Below are 24,861 nucleotides of genomic sequence, written 5' to 3'. Positions count from 1 at the left end.
CTCCCATGGCGCTCCCTTTCCGCACCGACCGGGCCGCCCTGGTGGGTCGGTTGCGGGCCGCCGGTTGCGTCTACGCCGAGGACGAGGCCGAGTTGCTGCTGGCCGCCGCGCGAAGCCCTGCGGCGTTGGCTGACCTGACCGACCGTCGGGTGGCGGGCGTTCCGTTGGAGTACCTGCTCGGCTGGGCGGAGTTTTGCGGCCTGCGGATCGCCGTCGACGAGGGCGTCTTCGTGCCCCGGGCCCGGACCGCCCTGCTGGTCGAGGTGGCGGCCGACCTGACCGGCGCGGCTCCGGCCGTGGTCGACCTGTGCTGCGGCTCCGGGGCCACCACCGTCGCGCTGGCACACCGGCTCGCGCCGCGCTGGCTGGCCGCCGCCGACATCGACCCGGCGGCTGTGGCGTGTGCGCGCCGCAACGTCGTCGGGTTGGAGGTCGAGGTGTACGAGGGTGACCTCTTCGCGCCGCTGCCCCGGCAGTGGCGGGGTCGGCTGGACCTGGTGGTCGCCAACGCCCCGTACGTGCCGACCGACGCGGTCGCGCTGATGCCGCCGGAGGCGCGGCTGCACGAGGCCCCGGTGGCGCTCGACGGCGGCCCGGACGGGCTGTCCGTGTTGCGCCGGGTGGGTGCCGACGCCGCCGAGTGGCTGACCCCCGGCGGCCACCTGGTGGTCGAAGCCGGCACCACCCAGGTCGAAACCCTTTGCGCGGCCTTCACCGCGGCCGGCCTGGTACCCACAGTGCGCCACGACGAGGACCTGGACGCCACCGCGGTCTGCGCCCGCCGCCCCTAACCCGCCCCGCCCCACCCGCCCCGCCCCGCCCGCCCCCACCCCACCCCACCCCGCCCCGCCCCGCCCCCTCCCCGCGATCTTGCAGTTTCGGTTGTCGGGATGAGTGGGATGCCCCTTGTGTCGGGACAGCAAGTGCAAGATCGCGGGGAGGGTGCGGCTGCCCGGGCATGGCGGGGGAGGGGGGTTGGCACTAGCCTCGGCTCACACTCACGACGGCGGGAGGCGGTTTCGGTGGGCAGCGCAGGGGTGCCGGTGGTCGTCGGGCTGGACAACGGCGGCACCAGCAACAACGCCACAGTGCTGACGGTGGACGGCCGCTTCCTGGTGGACGGGCTGTTGGAGATCCCCAGCGAGGTACGGGCCGGGCCGGAGGCGGCGATCGAGGCGTTGGCCCAGGCGCTGGACGGCGCGCTGGCGCAGACCGGCGTGCCGCGCGACCTGGTTCAGGCGGTCGGGCTGGACACTCCCGGCCCGGCCAGCGCCGAGGGCGTCATCTCGTCGCGGGGCTCCACCAACTTCTCCCAGCCGGCCTGGCGCGGCTTCGACGTGCGAGGGGCGCTGGAGCGGCGGCTCGGGCTGCCGGTGATCTATCACAACGACGGCAACGCGGCGGCGCTCTACGCCCACCACGTCTACTTCGGCGCCGACGCGATGAACCGCTCGTCGGTGTCCGCGATCGTCGGCACCGGCCTCGGCGGCGGTGTGGTCGAGAGCGGCCGGGTGATCGCCGGTGCGGCCGGGATGGCGGGGGAGTTGGGCCATGTGCACATCCCGCTCACTGGGCTGCTCGGCCCGGGCCAGCCGGAGCCCACCTGCGCCTGCGGCTTCACCGGAGATGTCGAGAGCGTCGCCTCGTTGACCGGCATCGAACGCAACCTGCTGCCGTACTGGCTGACCCGGTACCCCGAGCACCCGCTCGTGGCCGAGCCGGTGGCCCGGGGGGCCAAGCTGGTCCGGGGGTACGGCGAGCGCGAGGACGCTCTCGCGCGGGACCTCTTCACCCAGCAGGCGATGGCGTTGGGGCGGCTGTTCACCGTCGCCGCGAACTTCACCGACCCGCACGCGTACTTCGTCGGGGGCGGAGTGGTGGAGGCGGCGCCGGAGTTCCGCGACTGGTTTCTGGCGACTGTCCGCGAGCACACGGTCCTCCGCGAGGAGCAGGCCGCGGTGGCCGCCTTCGCCCTGGTACCGGATCGGGACATGGCCGGTGCCCGAGGCGTCGCGATCGCCGCGCTGGAGGCGCTACGCGCCGTGCCGGAGCCTCGTCGGCTGGTTGCCTGAGCCGGCGCGGGCCTCGGCCCGCACCGGCTCGGCACCTGTGGTCAGCGCTGCGGTGGCGCCTGGGCGAAGGCGGCCCAGGCCGCCGTTGGGAACAGCAGAGCCGGGCCGGCCGGGTCCTTGGAGTCGCGCACAGCAACGAGCCGCGGGATCGCGGCCACCTCCACGCAGGCGCCTTCGTCGCCGCTGCGGCTGCTCTTGCGCCACCGCGCCGCGGCCAACGCCGCTGTGATCATCGGGGTCATCGGTCCTACCGTCCCTTCAGGACTGACAGGAGCATCTCGCGGCTGTCCGCCGGGCTGAGCGCCACGCTTCGGAGATGCTCCATGATCTTGGTGCAGGTACGCGTCTCGCCGGCGCGGTCGAGGATCATCTGACCCGCAACTGTCTCCACCGACGCGATGATCGGGTCCTCCGGGTCGGCGAACTCGAGGATGTGCAGGGAACCCCGGGTGCCCCGGTGGTAGCCGGCGGAGAGCGGGATCACCTGGACGCTGATGTTCGGCAACTCGGCCATCTTGACCAGGTGCCGTAGTTGCCCGTTCATCACCGACTGGTCACCGACCGGCCGTAGCAGCGCGCCCTCGTCGATGATCGCGTCGAGGATGGGCGGCTGGTCGGCGGTGAGCCGCTGTTGTCGGTCGAGCCGGATCTTGACCCGCTGCTCCACCAGGTCGTCGCCGAGGGTGTGTGGCCCGCCGCGCATCACGCCACGGATGTAGTCAGCGGTCTGCAACAGGCCGGGGACCACCGAGGGCTCGAAGTTGGCGATGGCTGTTGCCTCGGCCTCCAGCGCGATGAAGTCGATGGTGCGCGGATCCAGCAGGTAGGAGTACGACACCCACCAGCCGGGCTTGCGGGCGTCCTTGGCGAGCTGCACCGCCGCGGCCACCTCCTCGGCACTCACCCCGTACGACGTGAGCAGGGCGCGCACGGTGGCCGGGCTGATCAGGGTCTGGGCGTTCTCGTAGCGGGAGAGGGTGCTGCGGGTGCTGTTGATCTCATCCGCCGCGGTCTCCAGCGTCAGCCCGGCGGCTTCCCGGTGGTGGCGCAGGGCGATGCCGAGCCGGCGGGCGCGGGCGGTCTTCGGAGCCATGCATCGATGGTCGCACACATTTGCGGGAACGTCTGCATGAGAGAACGTCGATGGGAGTTGCATTCACGCCTATACACGTGTCAATCTGTTATGGCGTCCTCACCGCCGGTTGTCGTGGCGACGGTGGTGGTGAGCGACCGGAGGGGATGGGGCGCGCGGCGATCGGGTTTCTCCCCCGTACCCGATCGTCGCGTGCCGCCCCTCCATCCCGGCCTGCCGGAAGGAGACGACGTGCGAACCCGCCCGGAGCCCCCCGCCGTACCCTCGGGCGGAGTGCGATGACCCGCTTCCTCGTGGTGCTCACCGATGTGCGCCACGTCGAGGGCGTCAACCGCAACGAGCGGGTCGCGCCGGAACGGCGCCGGCAGGTCGTCGGCGCGAGCAGCCGGGAGGCCGCCGACCGCATCGCCGGAGCGTTCATGGCGCTGGGCATGGTGCGGGCCGGCCGGCAGCGGGTGAAGGTGATCGCGGTCGGGCGCCGGCACTCCCGGGACTGAACAGGCCCAGGTCGGCGGTCTGTGGCAGCACTACCGTCCGATTACACACCGTATATCCTCTCCTGACTGTTTGCCGTGTCGTGCCGTGGCTCGCCGGGTATCGCCTCGCCCTGCGGCCACGCACAGTAAGGTCAACCGGGTGAGCGCCACCGGCGAGCACGACCAGCCGCAGTCGCGTACGAAGAGGTGACCGGAGTGACCACCCCAGGCAAGACCCGCGTGGCGATCGTCTTCGGCGGCCGCAGCCCGGAGCACGGCATCTCCTGCGTCAGCGCCGGCAGTGTGTTCGGCGCACTCGACCCGGACGAGTTCGAGGTGGTGCCGGTGGGCATCACCCGGGCGGGCCAGTGGGTGCTGACCAACGGAGACCCCGCCCAGCTCGCGATCAACGCCCGTCAGCTGCCGGAGATCACCGCCGACTCGGGTGACGACATCGTGCTGCGCGCCGACCCCACCGGCAACGGACTGATGGTGCTCGACCCGACCGAGGGCCCCCGGGCGCTGGCCGACGTGGACGTGGTCTTCCCGGTGCTGCACGGCACCTACGGCGAGGACGGCACCATCCAGGGAATGCTGGAGATGGCCGGCATCCCCTACGTCGGGGCGAACGTGTTCGCCTCCGCGGCCGCCATGGACAAGGAGTTCACCAAGAAGCTCTGTGCCGTCGAGGGCATCCCGGTCGGCACGTACGCGGTGCTGCGCAACGGCATGACGCTCAGCGAGCAGGACAAGGAGCGGCTCGGCCTGCCCGTCTTCGTCAAGCCGTCCCGGGCCGGGTCGTCGTTCGGCGTCAGCAAGGTCACCGACTGGGCAGAGCTGGACGCGGCCGTCGCCGCCGCCCGGCAGTTCGACCCGAAGGTCATCATCGAGGCCGCGATCGTCGGCCGCGAGATCGAGTGCGGTGTGCTGGAGGGCGAGGCCGGCGGCACGCCCGAGGCGTCCGTGCTGGCCGAGGTGCGGGTCGTCGCCGACCACGACTTCTACGACTTCGAGGCGAAGTACCTCGACGACTCCTGCGAGTACGACATCCCGGCCAACCTGCCGGAGAAGGTGACCCGCCAGGTGCAGGAGTACGCCGTCCGCGCGTTCACCGCACTGGACTGCGCCGGTCTGGCCCGGGCCGACTTCTTCGTCACTCCCGACCTGGACGTCTACCTCAACGAGATCAACACGATGCCCGGCTTCACCCCGACGTCGATGTTCCCGCGGATGTGGGCGGCCTCCGGCCTGGAGTACCCGAAGCTGGTCAACCGGCTGATCCGTACCGCCCAGCGGCGCGGCGTCGGCCTGCACTGAGCCGTCCGAACCCCGCCCGCGCCGGTCAGCCGACGCGGGCGGAGTCGGTTCGGATTCAGCGCTGGCAGCCGGACGGGATCGCGCCGCCGGAGGGCACGCTCGCCACGATCGTGCTGGAGATCGTCGGCAACCACTGCAACGGCTGCTCGTACGAGCGCGGGACGCGCACCGTGATCAGCGTCTCCCGATCGACTGTGGAGAGGACCGCCGCGTCGGCCTGCTCGGCCAGGTGCCAGCAGACCCGGTTGACCGTCCAGACCTCGTCGGTGCTGGGGAAGGCCGGCTCGGTGCCGCCGCAGGCCACGGTCAGCGCGGGGTCGCCGTAGGCGGCGTTCTGCTCCGGACCGGCGGTGACCGGCCGCTGGGCCAGGTCGCGGATGCTCGCCGGAAGCTGGGAGAGCAGGGCCCGGCAGACAGTGGCCGGGCGGGCGGCCAGCGCCGGGGCGGCCATCTCCACCGGGGTGGTGGACTGCACCCGGGCGGTGGTCGCGGAGGGCGTCGGCGCGGCGGCCGGCGTGTCCGGGCTGAGCTTGCTGAAGGCCAGCACGGCCACCAGCAGCGTGATCGGCAGCGCGATCAACGTGGCCAGCAGGGCCGCGCCACGCATGGTCCGATCGCGGCCGGCCGGCGCGGCGGCGGCCGGATCGGTCGACTCGCGGTTACCGTCAGCCGGCTCGGACGTACCGTCGGCCGCGTCGCGCGCCCTGTCGTCGTCCAGAGCCGAGGAGGAGGTCGTCATCTCGTCCACTTACAGCCGCACCACCGAACACGTGAGGGTGCGGGTGATGCCGGGCACCATCTGCACCTTGCTGACGATGAGTTTGCCGAGCTCGTCGACGGTGTTCGCCTCGGTGAGGACGACCACGTCGTACGGGCCGGTGACGGCGTCGACGCGTACCACGCCGGGGATGTCCGCGATGAGACCCGCCACGTCACGTGCGCGCCCGACCTCGGTCTGGATGAGGATGTACGCCTGTACCACGACTCGACCTCCGTCCGTCGCCGCCCGGGAGCGGCCCGAAGGGTGAAAGTACCTTACGGACCAGGTCTGATCCCTATCGGTGGTCAAGGAGCAGCGGTGAGCGAGCACGGCGGAGCCGGGCAGCACGGGCGGAACGCCCGCGGTGGCGTCGGCGTGTCCGGGATCGGGGAGTTCGGGCTGATCGGGAAGATCACCGCCCGGCTGTCGTACGGGCCGACGACCCTGCTCGGTCCGGGCGACGACGCGGCGGTGGTGGCCGCGCCGGACGGCCGGGTGGCGGCCTCCACCGACGTGCTTGTCGACGGGCGGCACTTCCGGCGGGACTGGTCCTCGGCCCGCGACGTCGGGCACCGGGCGGCAGCCGCCAACCTGGCGGACATCGCGGCGATGGGTGCCACGCCGACAGCCCTGCTGGTCGCTCTCTGCATGCCGGCGGACCTGGACACCGCGTGGGCGGAGGAACTGGCCGACGGGCTCTCCGCGGAGGCGGCGACTGTCGGCGCGAGCGTCGTCGGCGGCGACATGTCGGCCAGTCCCACCCTGACCGTCGCGGTCACCGCGCTGGGCGACCTGGCGGGCCGTCCGCCCGTGCTGCGCTCGGGCGCCCGACCGGGGGACGTGCTCGCTCTGGCGGGGCGCACCGGGTTCGCGGCAGCCGGGCTGACCGTGCTGACCCGGGGCTTCCGTACCCCTCGGCTGTTGGTCGAGGCGTACCGGCGGCCGCAGGTGCCCTACCAGGCCGGCCCGCAGGCCGCCCTGCTCGGCGCCACCTCCATGATCGACGTGTCGGACGGGCTCCTCGCCGACCTCGGGCACGTCTCGGCGGCCAGCGGGGTGGCGATCGACGTACGCCGCGACGGGTTCGAGGTGCCCCGGCAGATGGCCGACGCGGCGCAGGCGCTCGGCGTCGACCCGTACACCTGGATCCTCGCCGGTGGCGACGATCATGCGCTGGCCGCGACCTTCCCCCCGGCGGTGGCGCTGCCGCCGGACTGGCGGCCGATCGGTCTGGTCACCGAGGGTGCCGGCGTGACTGTCGACGGCGTCGCCCACGACGGCCCGGCCGGCTGGGACCACTTCCGGTGAGGCCCGCAGGCGGCCGTACCCTGGATACCGTGAGTGAGATCGAGATCCGGGTGGTGCGGTTCGACGCACCGGTGGCGCAGCACCTGATCATCGCCGCACTGGCCGACCTCGGTGCCCGCTACGGTGGCACCGGCGACGACACCCCGGTGGACGCGGCCGAGTTCGAGCCGCCCGATGGGGCGTTCCTGGTGGCCTACCTGGCCGGCGAGCCGGTCGGCTGCGGTGGCTGGCGCAGCCACGGCGCGGACAGCGCGGAGCTGAAGCGGATGTACACGGCCCCGGCGGCACGGGGGCGGGGGGTGGCCCGCGCGGTGCTGGCGGCCGTCGAGCGCTCCGCCCGCGAGCACGGCCGCAAGCGAGTGGTCCTGGAGTGTGGCGACAAGCAGCCCGAGGCGATCGCCATGTACGGCTCCGCCGGGTACGAGCGGATCCCGAACTTCGGCTTCTACAAGGACGCGGAGGGTTGCGTCTCCTTCGGCCGCACCCTCTGACCTGTGGGTCAGCCCTGCCGGGCCCGACCGGCCCGTGTGCCGGGTGTCACGGTCGGCCCGGCCGGGGCCGCGCGCCAGACGTAGGCGCGCGGTGCCGGGCCGCGGACACGACTAAGCCGGCGGACCCTCTGGGTCCGCCGGCTGAGCCGAACGAAAAGGTGGGTGCTACCGCGTCAGGCGCGGGTGACCTTGCCGGCCTTGATGCACGAGGTGCAGACCTTCAACTTCTTGGTGTTGCCGCCACCGGCCGGGGTACGCACCGACTGGATGTTCGGGTTCCAGCGGCGGTTGGTCCGCCGGTGCGAGTGGGACACGTTGTGGCCGAAGCCCGGTCCCTTGCCACAGACGTCGCACACGCTAGCCACGGGATACTCCTGGGATTGATACGTTCATGAGGTCGCCGGCAGGTGCTGCCCGGGCAACCTGGTCAGGTTACCCGATGACTCGCCGACCCGGCCAACCGGCCCGGTCCGGCGCTCGCCCGTGCTCCGGCTTCCGCCTGGTCGTGGGCCCGCCCGCCCAGCGGTGGGCCGGCCCGGCGGCAAGGGTACCGGAGGCGCTCGTCCGCGCCGCCGCCAGCGCCGGCCCGGGCCGGCGAGGACACGCCGGACGAGTCCGACGGGTGTCGGTGCGCGCCAGTAGGCTTCTGCCCGTGCTGGACACCCTCGACGCCGCCGCGGTCCGCCGCTGGTGCGCGAGCGGGCTGGCCGCACTGAAGCGCCACCAGGGCGAGATCGACCAGCTCAACGTCTATCCGGTGCCCGACGGCGACACCGGCACCAACCTGGTGCTCACCCTCACCTCGGCGCAGCAGGCCCTCGCCATGGATCTGGACACTCTCCCCGACAGCGGGCCGACGGCGCACGGGCACGCGCTACGGCTGATGGCCCAGGGCGCGCTGCTCGGCGCGCGGGGCAACTCCGGGGTGATCCTCTCGCAGATCCTGCGTGGTTTCGCCGACCAGGTCGCCGGGGTGCCGGCGGTGCGTGGCAGGGAATTGGCCGCCGCGCTGCGCTCCGGCACCACCGCCGCGTACACAGCGGTCTCCCGGCCGGTCGAGGGCACAGTGCTCACCGTTGTCGCGGCGGCCGCCGCCGCGGCCGAGGGCGCGGACAGCGACGACCTGCCGACGGTGGCCGGTGTCGCGGCCCGGGCGGCGGCCGAGGCCCTCGCCCGCACACCGGAACAGCTACCGGCGCTGGCCCGCGCCGGTGTGGTCGACGCCGGTGGCCGAGGGCTCTGCGTCCTGCTCGACGCCCTGGTCGAGGTGCTGACCGGGGAGCGCACCGCCCGGCCCGCGCCGACGCCGCGCTCCGCCGCCCGCCCGGCGGCCACCGTCGCCCGCGAGACCGGTTCCGACGAATACGCGTACGAGGTGCAGTTCCTGCTCGACGCCCCGGCCGAGGCGGTCGCCGGTCTGCGGCGGGCGCTCGACGCCCTGGGAGATTCGCTGGTCGTCGTCGGCGACGGGCGCGAGCCGGAAGGCACCTGGAACGTGCACGTGCACGTCAACGACGTGGGTGCGGCGGTCGAGGCCGGTGTTGCCGCCGGCCGCCCCTACCGCATCTCGGTCACCCGGTTCGCCGACCAGTCGGAGTCGCCCTCCGGCCCGGTGGTGGCCGGCCGGGCCGCTGTGGTGGTGGCCACCGGCGGCGGCATCGCCGACCTGTTCGCCGCGGAGGGCGCCACGGTCGTGCCGGGCAACCCGTCCACCGGTGAGCTGCTGGACGCCGTCCGCAGCACCGGCGCGGCCCGGGTGGTGGTGCTGCCCAACGACGCCAACACCGAGGCGGTGGCGAGCGCTGCCGCCCGCGAGGCCCATCGGTACGGCATCAAGGTGAGCGTGGTGCCGACCCGCTCACCGGTGCAGGCCCTCGCAGCCCTCGCGGTCCGCGACGGTGACCGCCGTTTCGAGGACGACGTCATCGCGATGGCCGAGGCGGCCGGCGCCTGCCGCTATGCCGAGGTCTGCCATGCCAGCCGGGAGGCGCTGACAGTGGCCGGCCCGTGCCGTCCCGGTGACGTGCTGGCGCTGGTGGAGGGGGAGGTGCACCTGATCGGCACCGACCTCACCGACACCTGCGCCGCGGTGGTCGACCGGATGCTCGGCGGTGGTGGCGAGATGGTCACCCTGCTGGCCGGGGTGGACGCCCCGGCCGGGCTCACCGACGCCGTCCGCGCGCACGTCGCGCGGCGCTGGCCGTTCGTCGAGGTGCACGCGTACCCGGGCGGCCAGCCGTTTTATCCGCTCCTGGTAGGGATCGAATGAGCGAACCAGCCACTGTGGACACTCCGCTGAAGAAGCTGGTCGGGGACAAGACAGCCAAGGCGCTGGCCTCGCACCTCGACCTGCACACCGCGGGTGACCTGGTCTACCACTTTCCGCGTCGCTACGACGAGCGTGGTGAGCACACCGACATCCGCTCACTGGACGTCGGTGAGCAGGTCACCGTGTTGGCCCAGGTGCAGCGCACCGCGGTGCGCCCGATGCGTCAGCGGCGGGGCAATCTGCTGGAGGTGACAGTCGGCGACGGCTCCGGCGGGGTGCTGACGTTGACCTTTTTCGGCAACCAGGCGTGGCGCGAGCGAGAGCTGCGCCCGGGCCGGTGGGGTCTGTTCGCCGGCAAGGTCACCGAGTTCCGGGGCAAACGGCAGCTCAACGGCCCGGAGTACGTCCTGCTCGGCGAGGGTGGCGACGGCGAGGCGGCGGTCAGCGACGACATCGAGGAGTTCGCCGGGGCGTTGATCCCGGTCTACCCGGCCGCCGCGGCCGTGCCGACCTGGGTGATCGCGCGCTGCGTGCGCGTCGTACTGGACACCTTCACCCCGCCGGACGATCCACTGCCGAGCGCCGTGCGGGCCAGCCGCAAGCTGGTCGGGCTGGGCGCCGCGCTGACCGAGATCCACCGGCCGTCCAGCAAGGAGGCGCTGCACCAGGCGCGGCGGCGCCTCAAGTGGGACGAGGCCTTCGCCGTCCAGGTGACCCTGGTGCAGCGCAAGCACCGGGCGGCCGACTGGCCGGCCCGGCCCCGCCCGGCGCACCCTGGCGGGCTGTTGGAGGCCTTCGACGCCCGACTCCCGTACGAGCTGACGGCCGGTCAGCGGGAGGTCGGTGTGGAGATCGCGGCGGACCTGGCCACTCCGCACCCCATGCACCGTCTGTTGCAGGGCGAGGTGGGCTCGGGCAAGACGGTGGTGGCGCTACGGGCGATGCTTCAGGTGGTCGACGCGGGCGGGCAGGCCGCGCTGCTGGCGCCCACCGAGGTGCTGGCCGCCCAGCACCACCGGGGCATGCTCGACCTGCTCGGGCCGCTCGGGCGAGCCGGTGAGCTGGGCTCCGCCGAGCACGCCACCCGGGTCGAGCTGGTCACCGGCTCGCTGGGCGCGGCGGCCCGCCGCCGGGCGCTCGGCGAGGTGGCCAGCGGCGCCGCCGGCATCGTGCTCGGCACCCACGCCCTGCTGTACGAGGGGGTCGACTTCGCCGACCTCGGCCTGGTGGTGGTCGACGAGCAGCACCGCTTCGGCGTGGAGCAGCGCGACGCCCTGCGGGCCAAGGCCGACCAACCGCCGCACGTGCTGGTGATGACGGCCACCCCTATCCCGCGCACTGTGGCGATGACCGTCTACGGCGACCTGGAGGTCTCCACGCTCTCCCAGCTGCCCCGGGGGCGGTCGCCGATCACCTCGCACGTGGTGCCGGCCGCCGAGAAGCCGGCCTACCTGGACCGGGCCTGGCGTCGACTGCGCGAGGAGGTGACCGCCGGCCACCAGGCGTACGTGGTGTGCCCGCGAATCGGTGACGGGCCGACCAGCGACGAGGAACCGCCACCCGAGGACGACAACGGCCGTCGGCCGCCGCTGGCGGTGACCGAGGTCGCCCCGCTGCTGGCCGAGGGCCCGCTGCACGGCCTGCGGATCGGCGTGCTGCATGGTCGCCTGCCGGCCGACGAGAAGGACGCGGTGATGCGGTCCTTCGCGGCCGGCGACCTGGACGTGCTGGTGGCGACGACAGTGATCGAGGTCGGCGTCGACGTGCCGAACGCCACAGTGATGATCGTGCTCGACGCCGAGCGGTTCGGCGTCTCCCAGCTGCACCAGCTGCGGGGCCGGGTCGGCCGGGGCGCCGCCGCCGGGCTGTGCCTGCTGGTCAGCGAGGCGGCCGAGGGTTCGTCGGCGCGGGAACGATTGGACGCGGTGGCGTCCACGAGCGACGGTTTCAAGCTCGCCGAACTGGATCTGGAGCAACGCCGCGAGGGCGACGTGCTGGGTGCCACCCAGTCCGGGCACCGCTCGCACCTGCGGTTGCTGTCCCTGCGACGCGACGCCGACCTGATCCGCGACGCCCGCGCCGAGGCGATCACCCTGATCGAGGACGACCCGGAGCTGGCTCACAGCCCGGCACTTGCCGCCTCGGTGGCCGCACTGGTGGACGAGGACCGCGCAGAATACCTGGAAAAGGGCTGACGTCACCGCGGCTGCTCGTCGACGCCCCCTACCTCGGATAGCGCCGATACGTCGGCGCACTGACGACCCACTCATGCTCTCGGAAGGGTGGGAACTCAACCGGGGCCGCTGACTACGCCCGGATGCTGTCAACGCATAACGACCGAGGGCGCGTCGACCGGATGGTCGACGCGCCCTCGGGTTCAGCGCAGGTCAGGTCAGGCGGTGAAGGTCACCCGACGCCGACGGGCGATGACGAACAGCACCGCACCCGCGATGAGCAGCGCGACCGCGCCAGCGGCGATGCCGCCCGCCGCCGCACCGGTGACCGGAAGGCCCGGCTCCTCGCCGCCGGCGCCACCGCCACCGCAGTCGCCCTCCGGCGTGTAGACGGCTTCCATCTCCAGGTCCAGCTCCGGCAGCGCGACGAGCGCCGTCTCGGCCTTACCCGCCTTGAAGGTCACCGTCTCCGACGCGCCGGCCGCGACCGTACGGGTCTCGGTCTTGCCGCCGTAGGTGAAGGCCGCCTTGACCGGGAGCCCACCCTCGGGGTTGGTCACGGTGAGGGCGAAGTCCTTGCAGTCGGCCTTGGTGGTGACGGCCGGCAGCGGGCAGTCCTCGGGGCGCTGCCACGAGTACGTGCCGTTCTCGATGACCTTGCCGTCGACCAGCACCTCGATCTTGCCGGCGTTGGCGGGCACCACGATGCTGTTGTCGGCCTTGCCGGCCGGGACGGAGACCTTCTTGGAGAAGCCGTTCTCGCCCTTGACCTCGAACTCGACGGCGTACTTGCTGATCTTGCCGTCGTTGCTCAGCGAGACGGCGACCGATCCGTCGCAGTTGGACGCGAAGGTCGTGGCCGGGGTGACGCAGCTCTTGTCGCCGCCGTTGTACCAGCCCTGCGGGCCGTTGGACCGGTTACCCGGAGCGCCCGCCGAGCCCAGCTTCTTGTTGCCGTAGCGCTCGCCGCCGTCGACCAGCTCGCCGATGACCTCGTCCTTGTCGCCCCAGATCAGGTCGACCTGGGTGTGGCAGTCCGGGATCTCGACGTTCAGCTTGATCTCGGTCTGGGTGCCACCGATCCAGTTGCTGTCCGGCGTGCCGTACACGTATTGCGGAGTGGCGAACTGCGGCCGGGGTGCGAAGTACGACACCAACGTGAACCACTGCTTGCCCTCGCCGCAGAGCGGCAGGTCACCGTCGAGCTTGACGGTCGCGGTGCCCTTCGGGCCGTCGAAGGTGTGGCTGTACTTGGCCTTGTTGACGTCGACGCACTTCGGAGTCGGTGCGCAGGAATTGTCGGCGGCGAGGTTGATGCTGCCGTCGTTGGTTGCTTCCTGGCCGTTCTTCTTCCATTTGCCGAACACCGTGAGCTTGGCGTTAGCGGTGTCGCCCGGCACCCGCTGGACGGCCGTGATGCTGCCGGCCTTGGGGATGACATAGCCCTGCAGCGGGACTGCCTTGGCGCCTTCCACGGGCACGGTGACCTCAGTCGAGGGCTCCGCGGTCACCTTCTTCAGCGTCACGGCCTTGCCGCGCTCGCTGTTCTCGACCTTCCACGTGATGACGCGCTCGCCGGAGAGCCGGTCACAGTCGGCGGTGGCGGTGATGGTGGTGTGGTGCGCGCTGGCCGGAGCGGCCACCGCGACTGCCCCGGTGAGGCCGACGAGGGCGGCTCCCAGGATGGCCAGCGGTCGCCGTAGCGACAGCTTGGGACGGATCACGGGTACTCCTGGAGTGCTGAAGCGTCAGGGGTGTGGCACGGGAGCGACAGTGGACGGTCACTGCACGTCCGATAGGAGAGGGGCCCTCCCGCACCGCGGGCCGGTGGGTTGCCGCCGGCACCCGGCAGACCCTAGCGAGATCGCCGCTCGTGATACAGCGCTCAGGATTTGCTAAGACGGATGTTATTAAGTTGAGATCATTGATATACGAGAAGTGATCACGTGATCTTCATCGTGGCACCGACCGTGTCGGCCGCCAGGTCCGCCGCATCGCGTAGCGTCGCGGGCATGAGCAGGAGGAAACGGTGACCCGGATCGTGGCCGGGACGCTCGGTGGCCGGCGGATCGCCGCGCCGCCCGGCGCCGGCACCCGACCCACCTCGGACCGGGTCCGGGAGGCGCTGTTCAGTGCCGTCCAAGCCGAGGTCGATCTCAACGGCGCCCGCTTCGCCGACCTGTACGCCGGCTCCGGCGCGGTCGGTCTGGAGGCGCTCTCCCGGGGTGCCCGGCACGTGTTGCTTGTCGAGTCCGACCCGCGGGCGGCCCGGGTGATCCGGGAGAACGTGGCGGCCCTCCGTGCCGGTCCGGCGGCCCGTCTGGTCACCGGCAAGGTGGCGACGGTGCTGGCCGCCGGACCCGACGGTGAGCCGTACGACGTGGTCTTCGCCGACCCGCCGTACGCCGTGCCGGACGAGGAGATCACCGCGCTGTTGGCCGCGCTCGTCGACGGCGGCTGGCTGGCGCCCGACGCGTTGGTGGTGGTGGAGCGGTCCCGTCGCACCAGGGAGTTCGACTGGGTGGAGGGGATCACCCCCGAGCGCAGTCGTCGTTACGGCGAGACCACCCTTTGGTACGGTCGCCGATCATGAGACGTGCGGTGTGCCCCGGTTCGTTCGACCCGGTCACCAACGGACACCTCGACATCATCGGGCGGGCCAGTCGGCTCTTCGATGAGGTGATCGTCGGTGTGCTGGTGAATCAGTCGAAGAGTGGCCTGTTCACCGTCGAGGAGCGCATCGAGATGCTCCGCGAGGTGACCTCGTCGTACGGCAACGTGCGGGTCGAGTCGTTCCGAGGGCTGCTGGTGGACTTCTGCCGGGCCCAGCAGGCCAGTGTGCTGATCAAGGGCCTGCGGGCGGTCAGCGACTTCGACTACGAGTTGCAGATGGCCCAGATGAACATCGGTCTGGCCGGCGTCGAGACGCTCTTCATGCCGACCAATCCGCTCTACTCGTTCCTCTCCTCGAGCCTGGTCAAGGACGTGGCCAAGTGGGGTGGCGACATCTCCGCCCACGTCCCCGACCCGGTCCGCGAAGCCCTCCAGGCCCGCCTGGGCCCCCGCCGCTAAGCGGACCCTGGCGTCCCCCTTTCATCCTCGCGATCTTGCACTTACGGTGCCCGCATCGCCCCTTTCGGCGTGGTTTGACGCGACCGAAAGTGCAAGATCGGCGTGGTGGGAGCCGGGGGTGACTATGTCGCGACTCGCCGGGTTGGGGTGAGTGGGGCGGCGGTGGGGCCGGCACGACATGATTGGTGGCGCGGGGAACGGCCGTAGCCCGCATCATGGAGGTCGGCCGACGAACGACAGGAGTGAGGTAGCCGGTGGACCCGCTCGATCGCATCGACGAACTGATCGCCATCCTGGAGCAGGCGCGCTCCGTCCCGATGTCGCGCAACAACTGCATGGTCGACCGGGGTGAGATGATCGCTGCCCTCGATGAGATGCGTGTCGATCTCCCCGCCGACCTGCGTCGCGCCGCCGCGCTCCTGGAGGAGCGCGACAAGATCATGGAAGCCGGCAAGCGCGAGGCGGACCGGATCATCAGCGAGGGTGAGGCAGAACACGCCCGCCTGGTCTCGGTGAACGAGATCACCGTGTCGGCCGAGCATGAGGGCGCCCGGATCATCGGCGAGGCCCGCGCCGAGGCGCAGCGCCTGCGTGAGGAGGTCGACGACTACGTCGACACCGCGCTGGCCAACTTCGAGCAGTTCCTCACCCGGGCGCTGGCCTCGATAGAGCGCGGCCGCGACAAGATGCACGCGCTACGGGAGATCGGCACCTTCGGTGGGGATGAGGCGGAACGCCCGCTACCCTTCTGAGCGGCACCTCACCAGCCGACTTCTCAGGCGGGCGTCGCCCCCGGTTCGACGGGCCGGCGGTCGTCCAGGTAACCTTTTTTGTCGGCCTCTCACCGGCCGGAGTCTAACTATGCCCAAGCACTCGCCATCGACACTCAACCCCAGGGCGCCGCTGGTCCTCGACACGAGGGACCTGCCGCGTCGCCCTGGCGCGTTGCGTGAGGTCCAGCGGGTCGTGCCGGCACCGGCGGACCTCGGTGTGGAGTTGATCGGCGTGCCGGAGGGCGCGGACCTCGACCTCGATCTGAGGTTGCAGTCGGTGTCCGAGGGCGTGCTCGTCTCCGGGACCATCACCGGTCCCGTCCGGGGCGAGTGCGGCCGTTGCCTGCGCGAGATCAACGACTCGATGGGCGTGACGATCCAGGAGCTGTACGCGTACGAGGACAGCACCACGGACGCCACGACCGACGAGGACGAGGTGGGCCGGATGCAGGGCGATCTGATCGACCTGGAGCCGGCGCTGCGGGACGCGTTGGTGCTCACGCTGCCGACCAACCCGCTCTGCCGGGAGGACTGCCCAGGACTGTGCCCCGAATGCGGGGCGCACTGGGACGATCTGCCGGCCGACCACAGTCACCAGCAGATCGACCCGCGTTGGGCGGGCCTGTCGCAACTGACCGTTACAGAGGAGTAAGAACCGTGGCCGTCCCGAAGCGCAAGATGTCGCGCAGCAACACCCGGTCCCGCCGGGCGAACTGGAAGGCGACAGTGGTCGCGACCGTTGCGTGCCCGCAGTGCAAGTCCCCGAAGCTGCCGCACGCCGCCTGCTCCGTCTGCGGCACCTACAACGGCCGCCAGGTTCTCGAGGTCTGACCTGGACGCCGAGTGACGCCCCCGACCCCAGGTCGGGCGGCGCGCGCATCCTGGCATTCGCCCGGTGCTCCGGCTCCCTCCGACGCCGGCCGGCCCAATCCGGCCGGCGTTCCGGTGGAGCCGGGCGCCGCGCGGATCGCCGTTGACCTCCTCGGCGGGGACGACGCTCCCGCCGTCGTGGTTGACGGCGCTCTGCGGGCCATGCGCGCCGACCCTGACCTGCATCTGCTTCTCGTCGGTCCGACCGAGGTCGCCGACGAGCTGATTGCTGCCCTCGATCCGGCGCAACGCGCCCGGATCACGGTGCGGCCCGTTCGCGATGTCGTCGGCATGGCCGACCATCCCAGCGCCGCCCGCGCCGAGAGCACCGTCCGGGCCGCGGTCACCGCCGTCCGGGACGGGACCGCCGACGCCCTGGTCTCCGCCGGCGCCACCGGCGCCACAGTCACCGCTGCCGTACTCGGTCTCGGCCGCTCGCCGGAGATCCGCCAACCCGCTCTGGCGGCCACCCTGCCCGCAGTGGCGGGGCCTGTCGTGTTGCTCGACGTCGGCGGCTCCCTCGAACCCCGCCCGGCCACCCTCGCCCGCCACGCCGTGCTCGGCGCCGCGTACGCGGCGGTGGCCCACTCGATCGCCGCGCCCCGGGTCGGGCTGCTCTCGGTCGGCACCGAGGCCGGCAAGGGCGACCGGGTCCGGCGCGCCACCGACCCCCTGCTCGCCGTCGAACCGCTGCCCGGCGGGGCGCGCTACGTCGGCCTGGTCGAGGGGTACGACGTGGCCCTCGGCGCGCGCGCCGATGTGGTTGTCACCGACGGCTTCACCGGTAACGTGCTGCTCAAGGCCATTGAGGGCGCGTACGCGATGGCCGGCGGCCCACCTGCCCAGGGCGGCGCGCCCCGCGCGGCGGCCCTGCTGGGCGTCGCGGGGACGGTGGTCGTCTGTCACGGGTCCGCCCGGGCCGACGACGTCGCCTCCGGCATAGCTCTCGCCGCCCACCTGTGGCGGCGGCGCGCCACCGATCTGGTCTCCGCGTTGCTCGACAGCGACGCCGCGACGGGTCGCACCGACCGCTCCACCGACACCGAGGTACGCACATGAGCAACGACAAGCGGCGGCGGGCGTCCGTCGGTCACCTGGAAGCCGCCTTCGGAGTGAGCCTGGAACCCGAGCTGCTCCAGCGCGCGTTGACCCACCGGTCGTACGCGTACGAGAACGGCGGGCTGCCGACCAACGAGCGGCTGGAGTTCCTCGGCGACTCGGTGCTCGGCGTGGTGATCACCACGGCGCTGTTCCACAACCACCCTGATCTGCCCGAGGGGCAGTTGGCCAAGCTGCGGGCCAGCGTGGTCAACATGCGGGCGCTCGCCGACGTGGCCCGCGGTCTGGGCCCGGACGGGCTCGGCGCGTACCTGCTGCTCGGCAAGGGTGAGGAGACGACCGGTGGTCGGGACAAGGCGAGCATCCTCGCCGACACACTGGAGGCGCTGCTCGGCGCGATCTACCTCCAGTACGGCCTGGACACCACCGGGATCGTCATCCACCGGCTCTTCGACCCGCTGATGGCCGAGTCGGCCGGTCGCGGAGCCGCACTGGACTGGAAGACCAGCCTCCAGGAGCTGACGGCGGCGCTCGGTCTCGGCGTCCCGGAGTACCGGATCGAGGGCACCGGCCCGGATCACCTCAAGACGTTCACCGCCTGGGTGGTGGTGGCCGGCATCCGGTACGGCGGCGCCGAGGGGCGCAGCAAGAAGGAGGCCGAGCAGCGGGCCGCCGAGGCCGCCTGGCGGACGCTCGCCGAGCAGAACGGTCAGAACGGCGACGACGGCAAGGACGGTCGGGCCGGCGACGACGGCCGGGGTGGTCGGGCCGGCGACGATCGCCAGGACCAGCCGATCGGTCGGGACGACTCGGCCGACTCCGACGAGCCGTTCGGGCCGTTGGAGCGCGCCGAGCGGGCGGCTCAGGCCGAGCAGGCCGACCACCTGGCGCAGGCGCTGCCGGCCGGGGGCGCCGACGGTCACGAGACGGGTCGGCCGCGTGCCTGAGCTGCCCGAGGTGGAGACCGTCCGGCAGGGGGTGGCCCAGTGGGTCGTCGGCCGTCGGATCGCCTCGGTCGAGGTTCGTCATCCGCGTGCGGTCCGCCGGCACGTTCCCGGCGACGTGCACTTCGCCGACGTGCTCGCCGGCCGGACGGTGCTGGACGCCCGCCGTCGCGGCAAGTACCTGTGGCTGCCACTGGACAGCGGTGACGCGATCGTCGGGCACCTCGGCATGTCGGGTCAACTGCTGCTCCAGCCACCCGGGACGCCTGACGAGACCCACCTTCGGGTCCGGTTCCGGTTCAGCGACGACGGTCCGGAGCTGCGCTTCGTCGACCAGCGCACGTTCGGCGGGCTCTCGGTGAGCGAGGGTGGCGCCGAGTTGCCCGACGAGATCGCGCACATCGCCCGCGACCCGATGGACCCGGAGTTCTCCGACGAGGCGTTCGTCGCGGCGCTGCGCCGCCGGCACACCGAGGTGAAGCGGGCGCTGCTCGACCAGACCCTGATCTCCGGGGTGGGCAACATCTACGCCGACGAGGCGCTCTGGCGCGCCAAGCTGCACGGTGGCCGACCCACCGACGCGCTGACCGGCCCGGCCGCGCAGCGCCTGCTCGGCCACGTCCGCGACGTGCTGGCCGAGGCGATCAGCGAGGGCGGCACCAGCTTCGACGCCCTCTACGTGAACGTCAACGGCGAGAGTGGCTACTTCGACCGGGCGCTCAACGCGTACGGCCGCGAGGGCGAGCCGTGCCGGCGGTGTGGCGCGCCGATCCGCCGTGAGGCGTTCATGAACCGGTCCTCGTACAGCTGCCCGCACTGTCAGCCACGGCCCCGGGGTTCCCTTCGGGGATGACCCGGAGCCGGCTCGGGGCGATGCCGGCGGGTCGCGGCGGGTCGCTCCGGGGTGGACCCCGGTGTACGCCCGGATCGGGGTTCGACCCCCGGCGAACGGACCCCCGCGCCCGGTCCGGTGGTTCCAGGGTGGGCCCGGGTCGATCCCCGATGTGACCGCCTCGTCACGCACCTAGCGTCAGCAGCGTTGACAGGGGGTTGACGTGACAGGGGGACCCGAGATGGGGAGAAGACCGGTGACGGTGCGGCTGGCGCGGTGGAGCGCCGAGCACCCGTGGCGGGCGATCGCACTGTGGGCCGTGTTCGTGGCGGTGTGCTTCGTGGGTGGCAGCGCCGCCGGGCTCAACGAGGCCACCAGCGGTGACCAGGCGATCGGCGAGGCGGGGCGGGCCAGCCTGATCGTGGACGCCGGTGCCTTCGACGACCCGGCGGTGGACAACGTCCTCATCACCTCCCGGGGTGGCGCGTTGGACCCGGCAGCGGCGAAGTCGGCGGCCGACGACGCGGCGGCCCGCCTGCGTACGGTCACCGGGGTGGCCGGGGTGGGCCAGCCGGTCACCGCGCGGGACGGCTCGGCGATGCTGCTACCGATCACCATGTCGGGTGACTCGGAGACGGCCTCGGATCGGGTGCAGCCGTTGCGCGACGCCACCGCCTCCGTGCAGGCCGCGCATCCCGAGCTGCGGGTCGAGCAGGTCGGCGGGCCGTCGATCGGCCAAGCCCTGGACGACACGCTGGGTAAGGACTTCAAGCGCGCCGAGCTGCTCAGTCTGCCGGTCACCCTGGCGATCCTGATCATCGCGTTCGGCGCGTTGATCGCGGCGAGCGTGCCGGTGCTGCTGGCACTCTCCTCGGTGGCCGCCGCGATGGGTCTGTCCACTCTCGCCTCGCACCTGGTGCCGGCCACCGACACCACGGCACCGGTGATCCTGCTGATCGGCATGGCTGTCGGCGTCGACTACTCGCTGTTCTACATCCGTCGGGAGCGGGAGGAACGCGCCAAGGGTCGGTCCGGTCTGGACGCGGTGGAGATCGCCGCGGAGACCTCCGGGCACGCCGTGGTGGTCTCCGGCTTCGCGGTGATCATCTCGATGGCCGGGCTGCTGCTCGCCGGCGACGTGGTCTTCTCGTCCCTCGCCATCGGCTCGATCCTCGTGGTGGCCGTCGCGGTGACCGGTTCACTGACCGTCCTGCCCGCCCTGCTGGCCCGGCTCGGCCGATGGGTGGACCGGCCCCGGGTGCCGCTGCTCTGGCGACTGACCGCGCCGCGTACCGGCCGGCACGGCGAGCCCCGCACGCCCCGGCTGTGGCCGGCGGTGCTCCGGCCCGCGCTGCGCGCGCCGGTGGCGACGCTTGTCATCTCGGTCGGGCTGCTGCTCGCGCTGGCCGCGCCGGCGCTCGGCATGAAGCTGAAGTTCCCCGGCATGGAGGACCTGCCCCGCACGACTCCGGCGATGCAGGCGTACGACCGGCTCACCGCCGCCTTCCCGAGCGCCGGCACCAATCACGTGGTGGCCGTTCAGGCGCCCGCCGACCAGGCCGACCGGGTACGCGCCGCCCTCACCGGCCTGTCCACCCGGGCGGCCGGCGATCCGCTGTTCGCCCCGGCCGAGGCGGACGGCCCGAAGATCGAGGTGTCGGCCGACCGGCGGGTCTCGGTGCTGGACGTTCCCACCCCGTACGCCAGTCGCGACGACCGGTCGGTGCAGTCGTTGGAGAAGCTGCGCGGGGACCTGGTCCCGGCCGAACTGCGGGGTATCCCCGGCATCGAGTACGCGGTGGGCGGGAGCGTCGCCGACAGCGAGGACTACGCCCAGCATGTCCGGGACAAGTTGCCGCTGGTCATGGGCTTCGTGCTGGTGCTGACCTTCCTGGTCATGACGTTCACCTTCCGGTCGGTGGTGATCGCGGCCAGCTCGATCGTGCTGAACCTGCTCTCCGCCGGTGCCGCGTACGGCCTGCTGGTTCTGATCTTCCAGGGCGAGTGGGCACAGGGACTGCTCGGCTTCACGTCGATGGGCGCGATCGTGTCGTGGCTGCCACTGTTCCTGTTCGTGGTGCTCTTCGGCCTCTCGATGGACTACCACGTCTTCGTGGTCAGTCGGATCCGCGAGGGCGTCCGGTCCGGCCTGCCCAACCGCGACGCCGTGTCGTACGGGATCACCTCGTCGGCCGGGGTGGTGACCAGCGCGGCGATCGTGATGGTCGGAGTCTTCTCGATCTTCGCCACGCTGAGCACCATCGACATGAAGCAGCTCGGCATCGGTCTGGCGGCGGCGATCCTGCTGGACGCCACCATCATCCGGGGAGTGGTGCTGCCGGCGTTGATGACGATGCTCGGCGACGCCAACTGGTGGGCCCCGCGCTTCCTGCGCCCCCGCCCGGCACCCGCGCCCACCGACCCGCCCGCCCCCACCCCAGAGCTGGTCCCGGTCCCCTAACCAACCGAACCCGCCCCACCCCGCCCCGCCCGGCCCCGCCCTCGGCCTCCGCCTCGGCGATCTTGCAGATTCTGTCGCGACAAAGCATGGCTAACCCGGCAATTCGACAACCGAAAGTGCAAGATCGCGGGGCGAGGCGAGGCCGGGGCGAGGCCGGGGCGGGGGTGGGGCGGGGGTGGGTCAGGGGAGGGGGCAGGGTTCGCGGGACGCGTCCAGCGTGCGGTCCTTCCGGATCGACGCGAAGCCGTAGCCGACGGTGGTGACGCAGAAGTCGTCGGTCGAGCCGGTGTACTCGACGTGGAAGACCGGCTTACCGGCGTCGCTGAACGGCAGCAGTTTGGCGCACTGGGCCAGCCGGACGCACTCCTCGTTGACAGCGAAGTCGAAGTCCGGGGCCAGCGCGGCGAGCTGCGGCACGTCGTTGACCAGCCCCGGGGAGAGGCTCAGCGAGCGGGCCAGTTCGGCGAGCCGGCGGTTGAACAGCAGTTGGTCGTCGAAGTCGAGCGGAAAGCCGGTGCGCGCCGCGTACCCGTCGGCGTCGAAGAGCGCCACCGCGCCGAAACCCTTGCCCCGGCAGAGCCGGAACCGGTCGGCCAGCACCGGCCGGATTGCGTCCCAACTCCGGACGTCCAGCCACCGGCTGTCGGGTCGACGCCCGGCCCCGCCCTGGATGACCTCCGGAAACCGGCTGGCGTCCGGGTCGTCGGAGCGGACCGATCCCACGTTGACCTGGCAGATCAGCCGGCGGTCCCGGGAGCGCAGTTCGGCGGTCTGTGCGGCGGTGCTGGCCACCGGGTCGAGGAGGAAGACGTGGGCGTCCACCGCCGGGTCGAGCGGGCCGCTGAGCTGCCACTGCCACTGCCAGTGCCGGGCCTGCGCCGCCGGCCACGCCGTGGGCGCGCCGGGCGGGGTAAGCGCGGGCCGGCACCCGTACGCCGGCACCAGGAGCACGAGAGCGACGCTGGCGGACAGGACGCGACGCACTGGGCGTACGGCGACGCGTCGCCGCGGCCGGATCCCCATCGGCAGCTCCCGGGTCCCGGGCGGCCGGTCGCCGCCCGCACCGGTACGCGGCCCCCACGCTCCGGCCGGACGTACCTCACCAGGTCAACGAGCGCGGGGGCGGGAACGACGCGCGGTCAGCGCGGCGCCGCGAAGACCTGCGTCCAGTACGGTCCGTTGCCGTTGGCGATGCCGACGCCGATCTCGGTGAACGCGCAGTTCAGGATGTTGGCCCGGTGGCCGGAGCTGTTCATCCAGGCGTCCATCACCGCGGCCGGGGTCTTCTGGTTCCAGGCGACGTTCTCGCCGTACGTGCGCCAGGTGTAGCCAACCCGGTCCAGTCGGGTGCCGGCGTTGCTGCCGTCGCTGCCGGTGTGGGACATGTTCTGTTTGTCGGCCTGGTCCTGGCTGTGCCGTTGGGCGGCCGTCATCAGCTTGTCGTCGATGCTCAGCGCCTTGCAGCCGGCCTTGGCTCGCTCGGCGTTGACCAGGTCCACCACCTCGCGGGCCTGAGCGCTGACGGAGCCGCTGGAGCCGCTGGAACCGCTGGAGCCGGTGGAACCGCCGGTGTTGCTCGGCGCGGTGCTGCGCTCGACGCTGCGGCGCGACGCCGCGGTACTCCGCGACGATGCCGGCGTGGGCTTGACGACCTTGCTGGGCGACGGGCTCGGAGACGCCGGGGTGGGGACCGTCGACGGGGAGGGCGCGGCGAGGGCGTCCAGCTCCGGTTCTCCGGTCGGCGCGGCCGACGTGGCGAAGGAGTCGTCGACGGCCGTCGGCTGGGCGGCCCCGTCGTCACCGCCGGGCAGGGTGAGCGCGCCGACGCCGAAGCTCACGACGAGGGTGGCGGCCGCGGCGGCGCCCCCGATCATCAGCGGCCGGCGCCAGCGGCGTGGGGAGCGGTGCCGTCCCTCGCTGGGCCGGTCGGTCTCGGCGGCGCCGCGCCAGCCGTCGGTGGTCTCCGGTTCGGTGTCGGTGTGCCAGCCGCCGGGTGACTCGGCGCGCCGTCCGCCCGTGGTGTCCTGGGTCGGGCGGCTGTCGCCCCAGTCGCCGGTTTCGCCCTGCGGCTGGTAGGCCTCCCAGGCAACGGTGCGGGCGTCGGCCGCCTCGGCGGGGGTTGCCGGTTGCCGGCTGTCGGTGGGCTGCTCCCGGTGCCACTCGTCGCCCGGCTGCCCGGGCTCGTCGCCGAAGAGGTAGGCCGAGCGGGGCTCCGGGCGGTCGTGCAGCCAGGCCGGCTCGTCGGTCGGTCCCTCGGCGCGCCGGGGGGCGCCGTTCGGGTCCATTGGATCGGTCCAGCCGTACACGCCTATGCCTCCAGGGGTCGGTTGCGGGCCGGGGTGACGCTACGGCGCGCCTACGACCTGCGGCAACGTGGCTAAGAAAGAGTTAAGGGGAAGTCGGACGCCAGGGTGCGGACTTCCGTGAATCCGGGCGTACAGTAAAGGCGTCCGGACAGAGAGTGTCCGTGCCTTGCGGCAGCCCCCCGACAAGTGGACAGGTCGACGTAGAGATGATCTACGGCCTGCGAGAACTTGACGAAGGAGGGGTTTGCGGCTCAATATATAGGTGTCGCCAGTCGCGCCCGGTCATGCCCAGATACAGCCTGGAATGACAGCCGCGTATGAATTGGGCGCGCGTTGGCCGGCCTTTCCGGCAGCGCATATCAAGGAGTCAGCATGGCGAAGGCCCTCTACGGCCACGTAGGTGCAGCGCCCGACCGGCGTCTGCTCGACGAGGTCACCCGACTGCGTTCCAGGGTTCAGGCACTGGAGTTCGAGATCACGCGTCTGCGTGCCGACAATGATCGGCTCGCGGCGGCTGCGGCGGAGGCGGACGATCTGCTCCGTCTGGCCGAGCCGGCGCTGACCTGATCTTCAGGTCGTAAAAA

Annotated in this window: 25 protein-coding genes and 1 pseudogene; 18 read left to right on the top strand and 8 right to left on the bottom strand. The window is 72.1% G+C overall.

The window, feature by feature from the left end:
- Positions 1–5: 5 nt before the first annotated feature.
- Both NIE111_RS12925 and NIE111_RS12920 read left to right on the top strand, forming a co-directional pair.
- Positions 6–791: a putative protein N(5)-glutamine methyltransferase gene (locus NIE111_RS12925; RefSeq protein WP_238684627.1), complete on the top strand. Its 786-nt coding sequence runs from the start codon at positions 6–8 to the stop codon at positions 789–791.
- 231 nt (positions 792–1,022) lie between these two features.
- The gene (locus tag NIE111_RS12920; protein ID WP_238684626.1) at positions 1,023–2,072 is read left to right on the top strand and encodes an ROK family protein; all 1,050 of its coding nucleotides are present in this window, start codon (positions 1,023–1,025) and stop codon (positions 2,070–2,072) included.
- A 41-nt stretch (positions 2,073–2,113) separates the two neighbouring features.
- On the opposite strand, the gene NIE111_RS12915 is transcribed toward NIE111_RS12920, so the two are convergent.
- Together NIE111_RS12915 and NIE111_RS12910 are read right to left on the bottom strand one after the other, a co-directional pair.
- A complete protein-coding gene (locus NIE111_RS12915) occupies positions 2,114–2,314 on the bottom strand; it encodes a DUF397 domain-containing protein (RefSeq protein ID WP_112582016.1) in 201 nt (66 codons plus the stop codon).
- A gap of 5 nt (positions 2,315–2,319) precedes the next feature.
- Entirely contained in the window at positions 2,320–3,165 is an 846-nt protein-coding gene (locus NIE111_RS12910) for a helix-turn-helix domain-containing protein (protein ID WP_091393087.1), read from the bottom strand.
- A gap of 278 nt (positions 3,166–3,443) precedes the next feature.
- On the opposite strand from NIE111_RS12910, the gene NIE111_RS12905 reads away from it, so the two are divergent.
- Entirely contained in the window at positions 3,444–3,662 is a 219-nt protein-coding gene (locus tag NIE111_RS12905; RefSeq protein WP_238684625.1) for a hypothetical protein, read from the top strand.
- 195 nt (positions 3,663–3,857) lie between these two features.
- The gene (locus tag NIE111_RS12900) at positions 3,858–4,958 is read left to right on the top strand and encodes a D-alanine--D-alanine ligase family protein (RefSeq protein WP_238684624.1); all 1,101 of its coding nucleotides are present in this window, start codon (positions 3,858–3,860) and stop codon (positions 4,956–4,958) included.
- Between the two features lie 55 nt (positions 4,959–5,013).
- On the opposite strand, the gene NIE111_RS12895 is transcribed toward NIE111_RS12900, so the two are convergent.
- Together NIE111_RS12895 and NIE111_RS12890 are read right to left on the bottom strand one after the other, a co-directional pair.
- Positions 5,014–5,697 (bottom strand): DUF3515 family protein, encoded by a 684-nt coding sequence (locus tag NIE111_RS12895; RefSeq protein ID WP_274531045.1) that lies wholly within the window; start codon positions 5,695–5,697, stop codon positions 5,014–5,016.
- Between the two features lie 9 nt (positions 5,698–5,706).
- Entirely contained in the window at positions 5,707–5,940 is a 234-nt protein-coding gene (locus NIE111_RS12890; RefSeq protein WP_030487446.1) for an Lrp/AsnC ligand binding domain-containing protein, read from the bottom strand.
- Between the two features lie 96 nt (positions 5,941–6,036).
- Here NIE111_RS12890 and NIE111_RS12885 point away from each other — a divergent pair, with 96 nt between their 5' ends.
- Positions 6,037–7,026 (top strand): thiamine-phosphate kinase, encoded by a 990-nt coding sequence (locus NIE111_RS12885; RefSeq protein ID WP_238684622.1) that lies wholly within the window; start codon positions 6,037–6,039, stop codon positions 7,024–7,026.
- Between the two features lie 29 nt (positions 7,027–7,055).
- Positions 7,056–7,517, top strand: a complete 462-nt coding sequence (locus NIE111_RS12880) for a GNAT family N-acetyltransferase (protein WP_238684621.1) — start codon at positions 7,056–7,058, stop codon at positions 7,515–7,517.
- Positions 7,518–7,690: 173 nt separating this feature from the next.
- On the opposite strand, the gene rpmB is transcribed toward NIE111_RS12880, so the two are convergent.
- Entirely contained in the window at positions 7,691–7,882 is a 192-nt protein-coding gene (rpmB, locus tag NIE111_RS12875) for a 50S ribosomal protein L28 (protein ID WP_011905179.1), read from the bottom strand.
- A 287-nt stretch (positions 7,883–8,169) separates the two neighbouring features.
- Between rpmB and NIE111_RS12870 the strand changes: the two genes are divergently transcribed.
- Positions 8,170–9,786 carry a DAK2 domain-containing protein gene (locus NIE111_RS12870; protein ID WP_238684620.1) on the top strand — a complete coding sequence of 539 codons (1,617 nt, stop codon included), beginning with the start codon at positions 8,170–8,172 and terminating at the stop codon, positions 9,784–9,786.
- Positions 9,783–11,981, top strand: a complete 2,199-nt coding sequence (recG, locus tag NIE111_RS12865) for an ATP-dependent DNA helicase RecG (RefSeq protein WP_238684619.1) — start codon at positions 9,783–9,785, stop codon at positions 11,979–11,981. Before NIE111_RS12870 ends, recG begins: the two co-directional genes overlap by 4 nt.
- A 197-nt stretch (positions 11,982–12,178) precedes the next feature.
- On the opposite strand, the gene NIE111_RS12860 is transcribed toward recG, so the two are convergent.
- Complete coding sequence (locus NIE111_RS12860; protein ID WP_238684618.1) at positions 12,179–13,684, bottom strand: cell wall anchor protein; 1,506 nt, start codon at positions 13,682–13,684, stop codon at positions 12,179–12,181.
- Between the two features lie 305 nt (positions 13,685–13,989).
- On the opposite strand from NIE111_RS12860, the gene rsmD reads away from it, so the two are divergent.
- The 9 genes and pseudogenes from rsmD to NIE111_RS12815 all read left to right on the top strand — a co-directional run bounded on the left by rsmD (position 13,990) and on the right by NIE111_RS12815 (position 21,971).
- A complete protein-coding gene (gene rsmD, locus NIE111_RS12855; RefSeq protein ID WP_238684617.1) occupies positions 13,990–14,553 on the top strand; it encodes a 16S rRNA (guanine(966)-N(2))-methyltransferase RsmD in 564 nt (187 codons plus the stop codon).
- Entirely contained in the window at positions 14,550–15,032 is a 483-nt protein-coding gene (gene coaD, locus NIE111_RS12850) for a pantetheine-phosphate adenylyltransferase (protein ID WP_030335289.1), read from the top strand. The genes rsmD and coaD overlap by 4 nt, the downstream gene beginning before the upstream one ends.
- Positions 15,033–15,286: 254 nt before the next feature.
- Entirely contained in the window at positions 15,287–15,784 is a 498-nt protein-coding gene (locus NIE111_RS12845) for an SPFH domain-containing protein (protein ID WP_238684616.1), read from the top strand.
- 109 nt (positions 15,785–15,893) lie between these two features.
- Positions 15,894–16,457 carry a YceD family protein gene (locus tag NIE111_RS12840; RefSeq protein ID WP_238684615.1) on the top strand — a complete coding sequence of 188 codons (564 nt, stop codon included), beginning with the start codon at positions 15,894–15,896 and terminating at the stop codon, positions 16,455–16,457.
- Positions 16,458–16,462: 5 nt separating this feature from the next.
- Positions 16,463–16,636: a 50S ribosomal protein L32 gene (rpmF, locus tag NIE111_RS12835; RefSeq protein ID WP_030335284.1), complete on the top strand. Its 174-nt coding sequence runs from the start codon at positions 16,463–16,465 to the stop codon at positions 16,634–16,636.
- A gap of 114 nt (positions 16,637–16,750) precedes the next feature.
- Complete coding sequence (locus NIE111_RS12830; protein ID WP_238684614.1) at positions 16,751–17,734, top strand: phosphate acyltransferase; 984 nt, start codon at positions 16,751–16,753, stop codon at positions 17,732–17,734.
- A pseudogene (gene rnc / locus NIE111_RS12825) lies at positions 17,731–18,480 on the top strand (ribonuclease III); the annotation flags it as partial. The gene NIE111_RS12830 and the pseudogene rnc, both read left to right, overlap by 4 nt.
- Positions 18,481–18,673: 193 nt before the next feature.
- Positions 18,674–19,531, top strand: a complete 858-nt coding sequence (gene mutM, locus NIE111_RS12820; protein WP_238684613.1) for a bifunctional DNA-formamidopyrimidine glycosylase/DNA-(apurinic or apyrimidinic site) lyase — start codon at positions 18,674–18,676, stop codon at positions 19,529–19,531.
- A 220-nt stretch (positions 19,532–19,751) separates the two neighbouring features.
- The gene (locus NIE111_RS12815; RefSeq protein WP_238684612.1) at positions 19,752–21,971 is read left to right on the top strand and encodes an MMPL family transporter; all 2,220 of its coding nucleotides are present in this window, start codon (positions 19,752–19,754) and stop codon (positions 21,969–21,971) included.
- Positions 21,972–22,151: 180 nt separating this feature from the next.
- On the opposite strand, the gene NIE111_RS12810 is transcribed toward NIE111_RS12815, so the two are convergent.
- Both NIE111_RS12810 and NIE111_RS12805 read right to left on the bottom strand, forming a co-directional pair.
- Positions 22,152–22,994 (bottom strand): endo alpha-1,4 polygalactosaminidase, encoded by an 843-nt coding sequence (locus tag NIE111_RS12810; RefSeq protein WP_238684611.1) that lies wholly within the window; start codon positions 22,992–22,994, stop codon positions 22,152–22,154.
- Positions 22,995–23,110: 116 nt separating this feature from the next.
- On the bottom strand, positions 23,111–24,256 hold the full coding sequence (locus tag NIE111_RS12805) for a CAP domain-containing protein (RefSeq protein WP_238684610.1): 1,146 nt from the start codon (positions 24,254–24,256) through the stop codon (positions 23,111–23,113).
- 393 nt (positions 24,257–24,649) lie between these two features.
- Between NIE111_RS12805 and NIE111_RS12800 the strand changes: the two genes are divergently transcribed.
- Positions 24,650–24,844, top strand: coding sequence for a hypothetical protein (locus NIE111_RS12800; protein WP_030487463.1), 195 nt, complete (start codon positions 24,650–24,652; stop codon positions 24,842–24,844).
- The last annotated feature ends 17 nt before the right edge of the window (positions 24,845–24,861 follow it).

Source organism: Micromonospora hortensis, assembly GCF_022230935.1.
Taxonomy (GTDB): Bacteria; Actinomycetota; Actinomycetes; order Mycobacteriales; family Micromonosporaceae; genus Micromonospora; species Micromonospora hortensis.
This window is presented reverse-complemented; position numbering and strand designations above follow the sequence as displayed.

Coding starts and splice junctions, on each gene's coding strand:
- NIE111_RS12925 (WP_238684627.1), top strand. CDS start 6: ATGGCGCTCCCTTTCCGCACCGACCGGGCCGCCCTGGTGGGTCGGTTG.
- NIE111_RS12915 (WP_112582016.1), bottom strand. CDS start 2,314: ATGACCCCGATGATCACAGCGGCGTTGGCCGCGGCGCGGTGGCGCAAG.
- NIE111_RS12910 (WP_091393087.1), bottom strand. CDS start 3,165: ATGGCTCCGAAGACCGCCCGCGCCCGCCGGCTCGGCATCGCCCTGCGC.
- NIE111_RS12905 (WP_238684625.1), top strand. CDS start 3,444: ATGACCCGCTTCCTCGTGGTGCTCACCGATGTGCGCCACGTCGAGGGC.
- NIE111_RS12895 (WP_274531045.1), bottom strand. CDS start 5,697: ATGACGACCTCCTCCTCGGCTCTGGACGACGACAGGGCGCGCGACGCG.
- recG (WP_238684619.1), top strand. CDS start 9,783: ATGAGCGAACCAGCCACTGTGGACACTCCGCTGAAGAAGCTGGTCGGG.
- coaD (WP_030335289.1), top strand. CDS start 14,550: ATGAGACGTGCGGTGTGCCCCGGTTCGTTCGACCCGGTCACCAACGGA.
- NIE111_RS12840 (WP_238684615.1), top strand. CDS start 15,894: ATGCCCAAGCACTCGCCATCGACACTCAACCCCAGGGCGCCGCTGGTC.
- NIE111_RS12815 (WP_238684612.1), top strand. CDS start 19,752: ATGGGGAGAAGACCGGTGACGGTGCGGCTGGCGCGGTGGAGCGCCGAG.
- NIE111_RS12810 (WP_238684611.1), bottom strand. CDS start 22,994: ATGGGGATCCGGCCGCGGCGACGCGTCGCCGTACGCCCAGTGCGTCGC.
- NIE111_RS12805 (WP_238684610.1), bottom strand. CDS start 24,256: ATGGACCCGAACGGCGCCCCCCGGCGCGCCGAGGGACCGACCGACGAG.
- NIE111_RS12800 (WP_030487463.1), top strand. CDS start 24,650: ATGGCGAAGGCCCTCTACGGCCACGTAGGTGCAGCGCCCGACCGGCGT.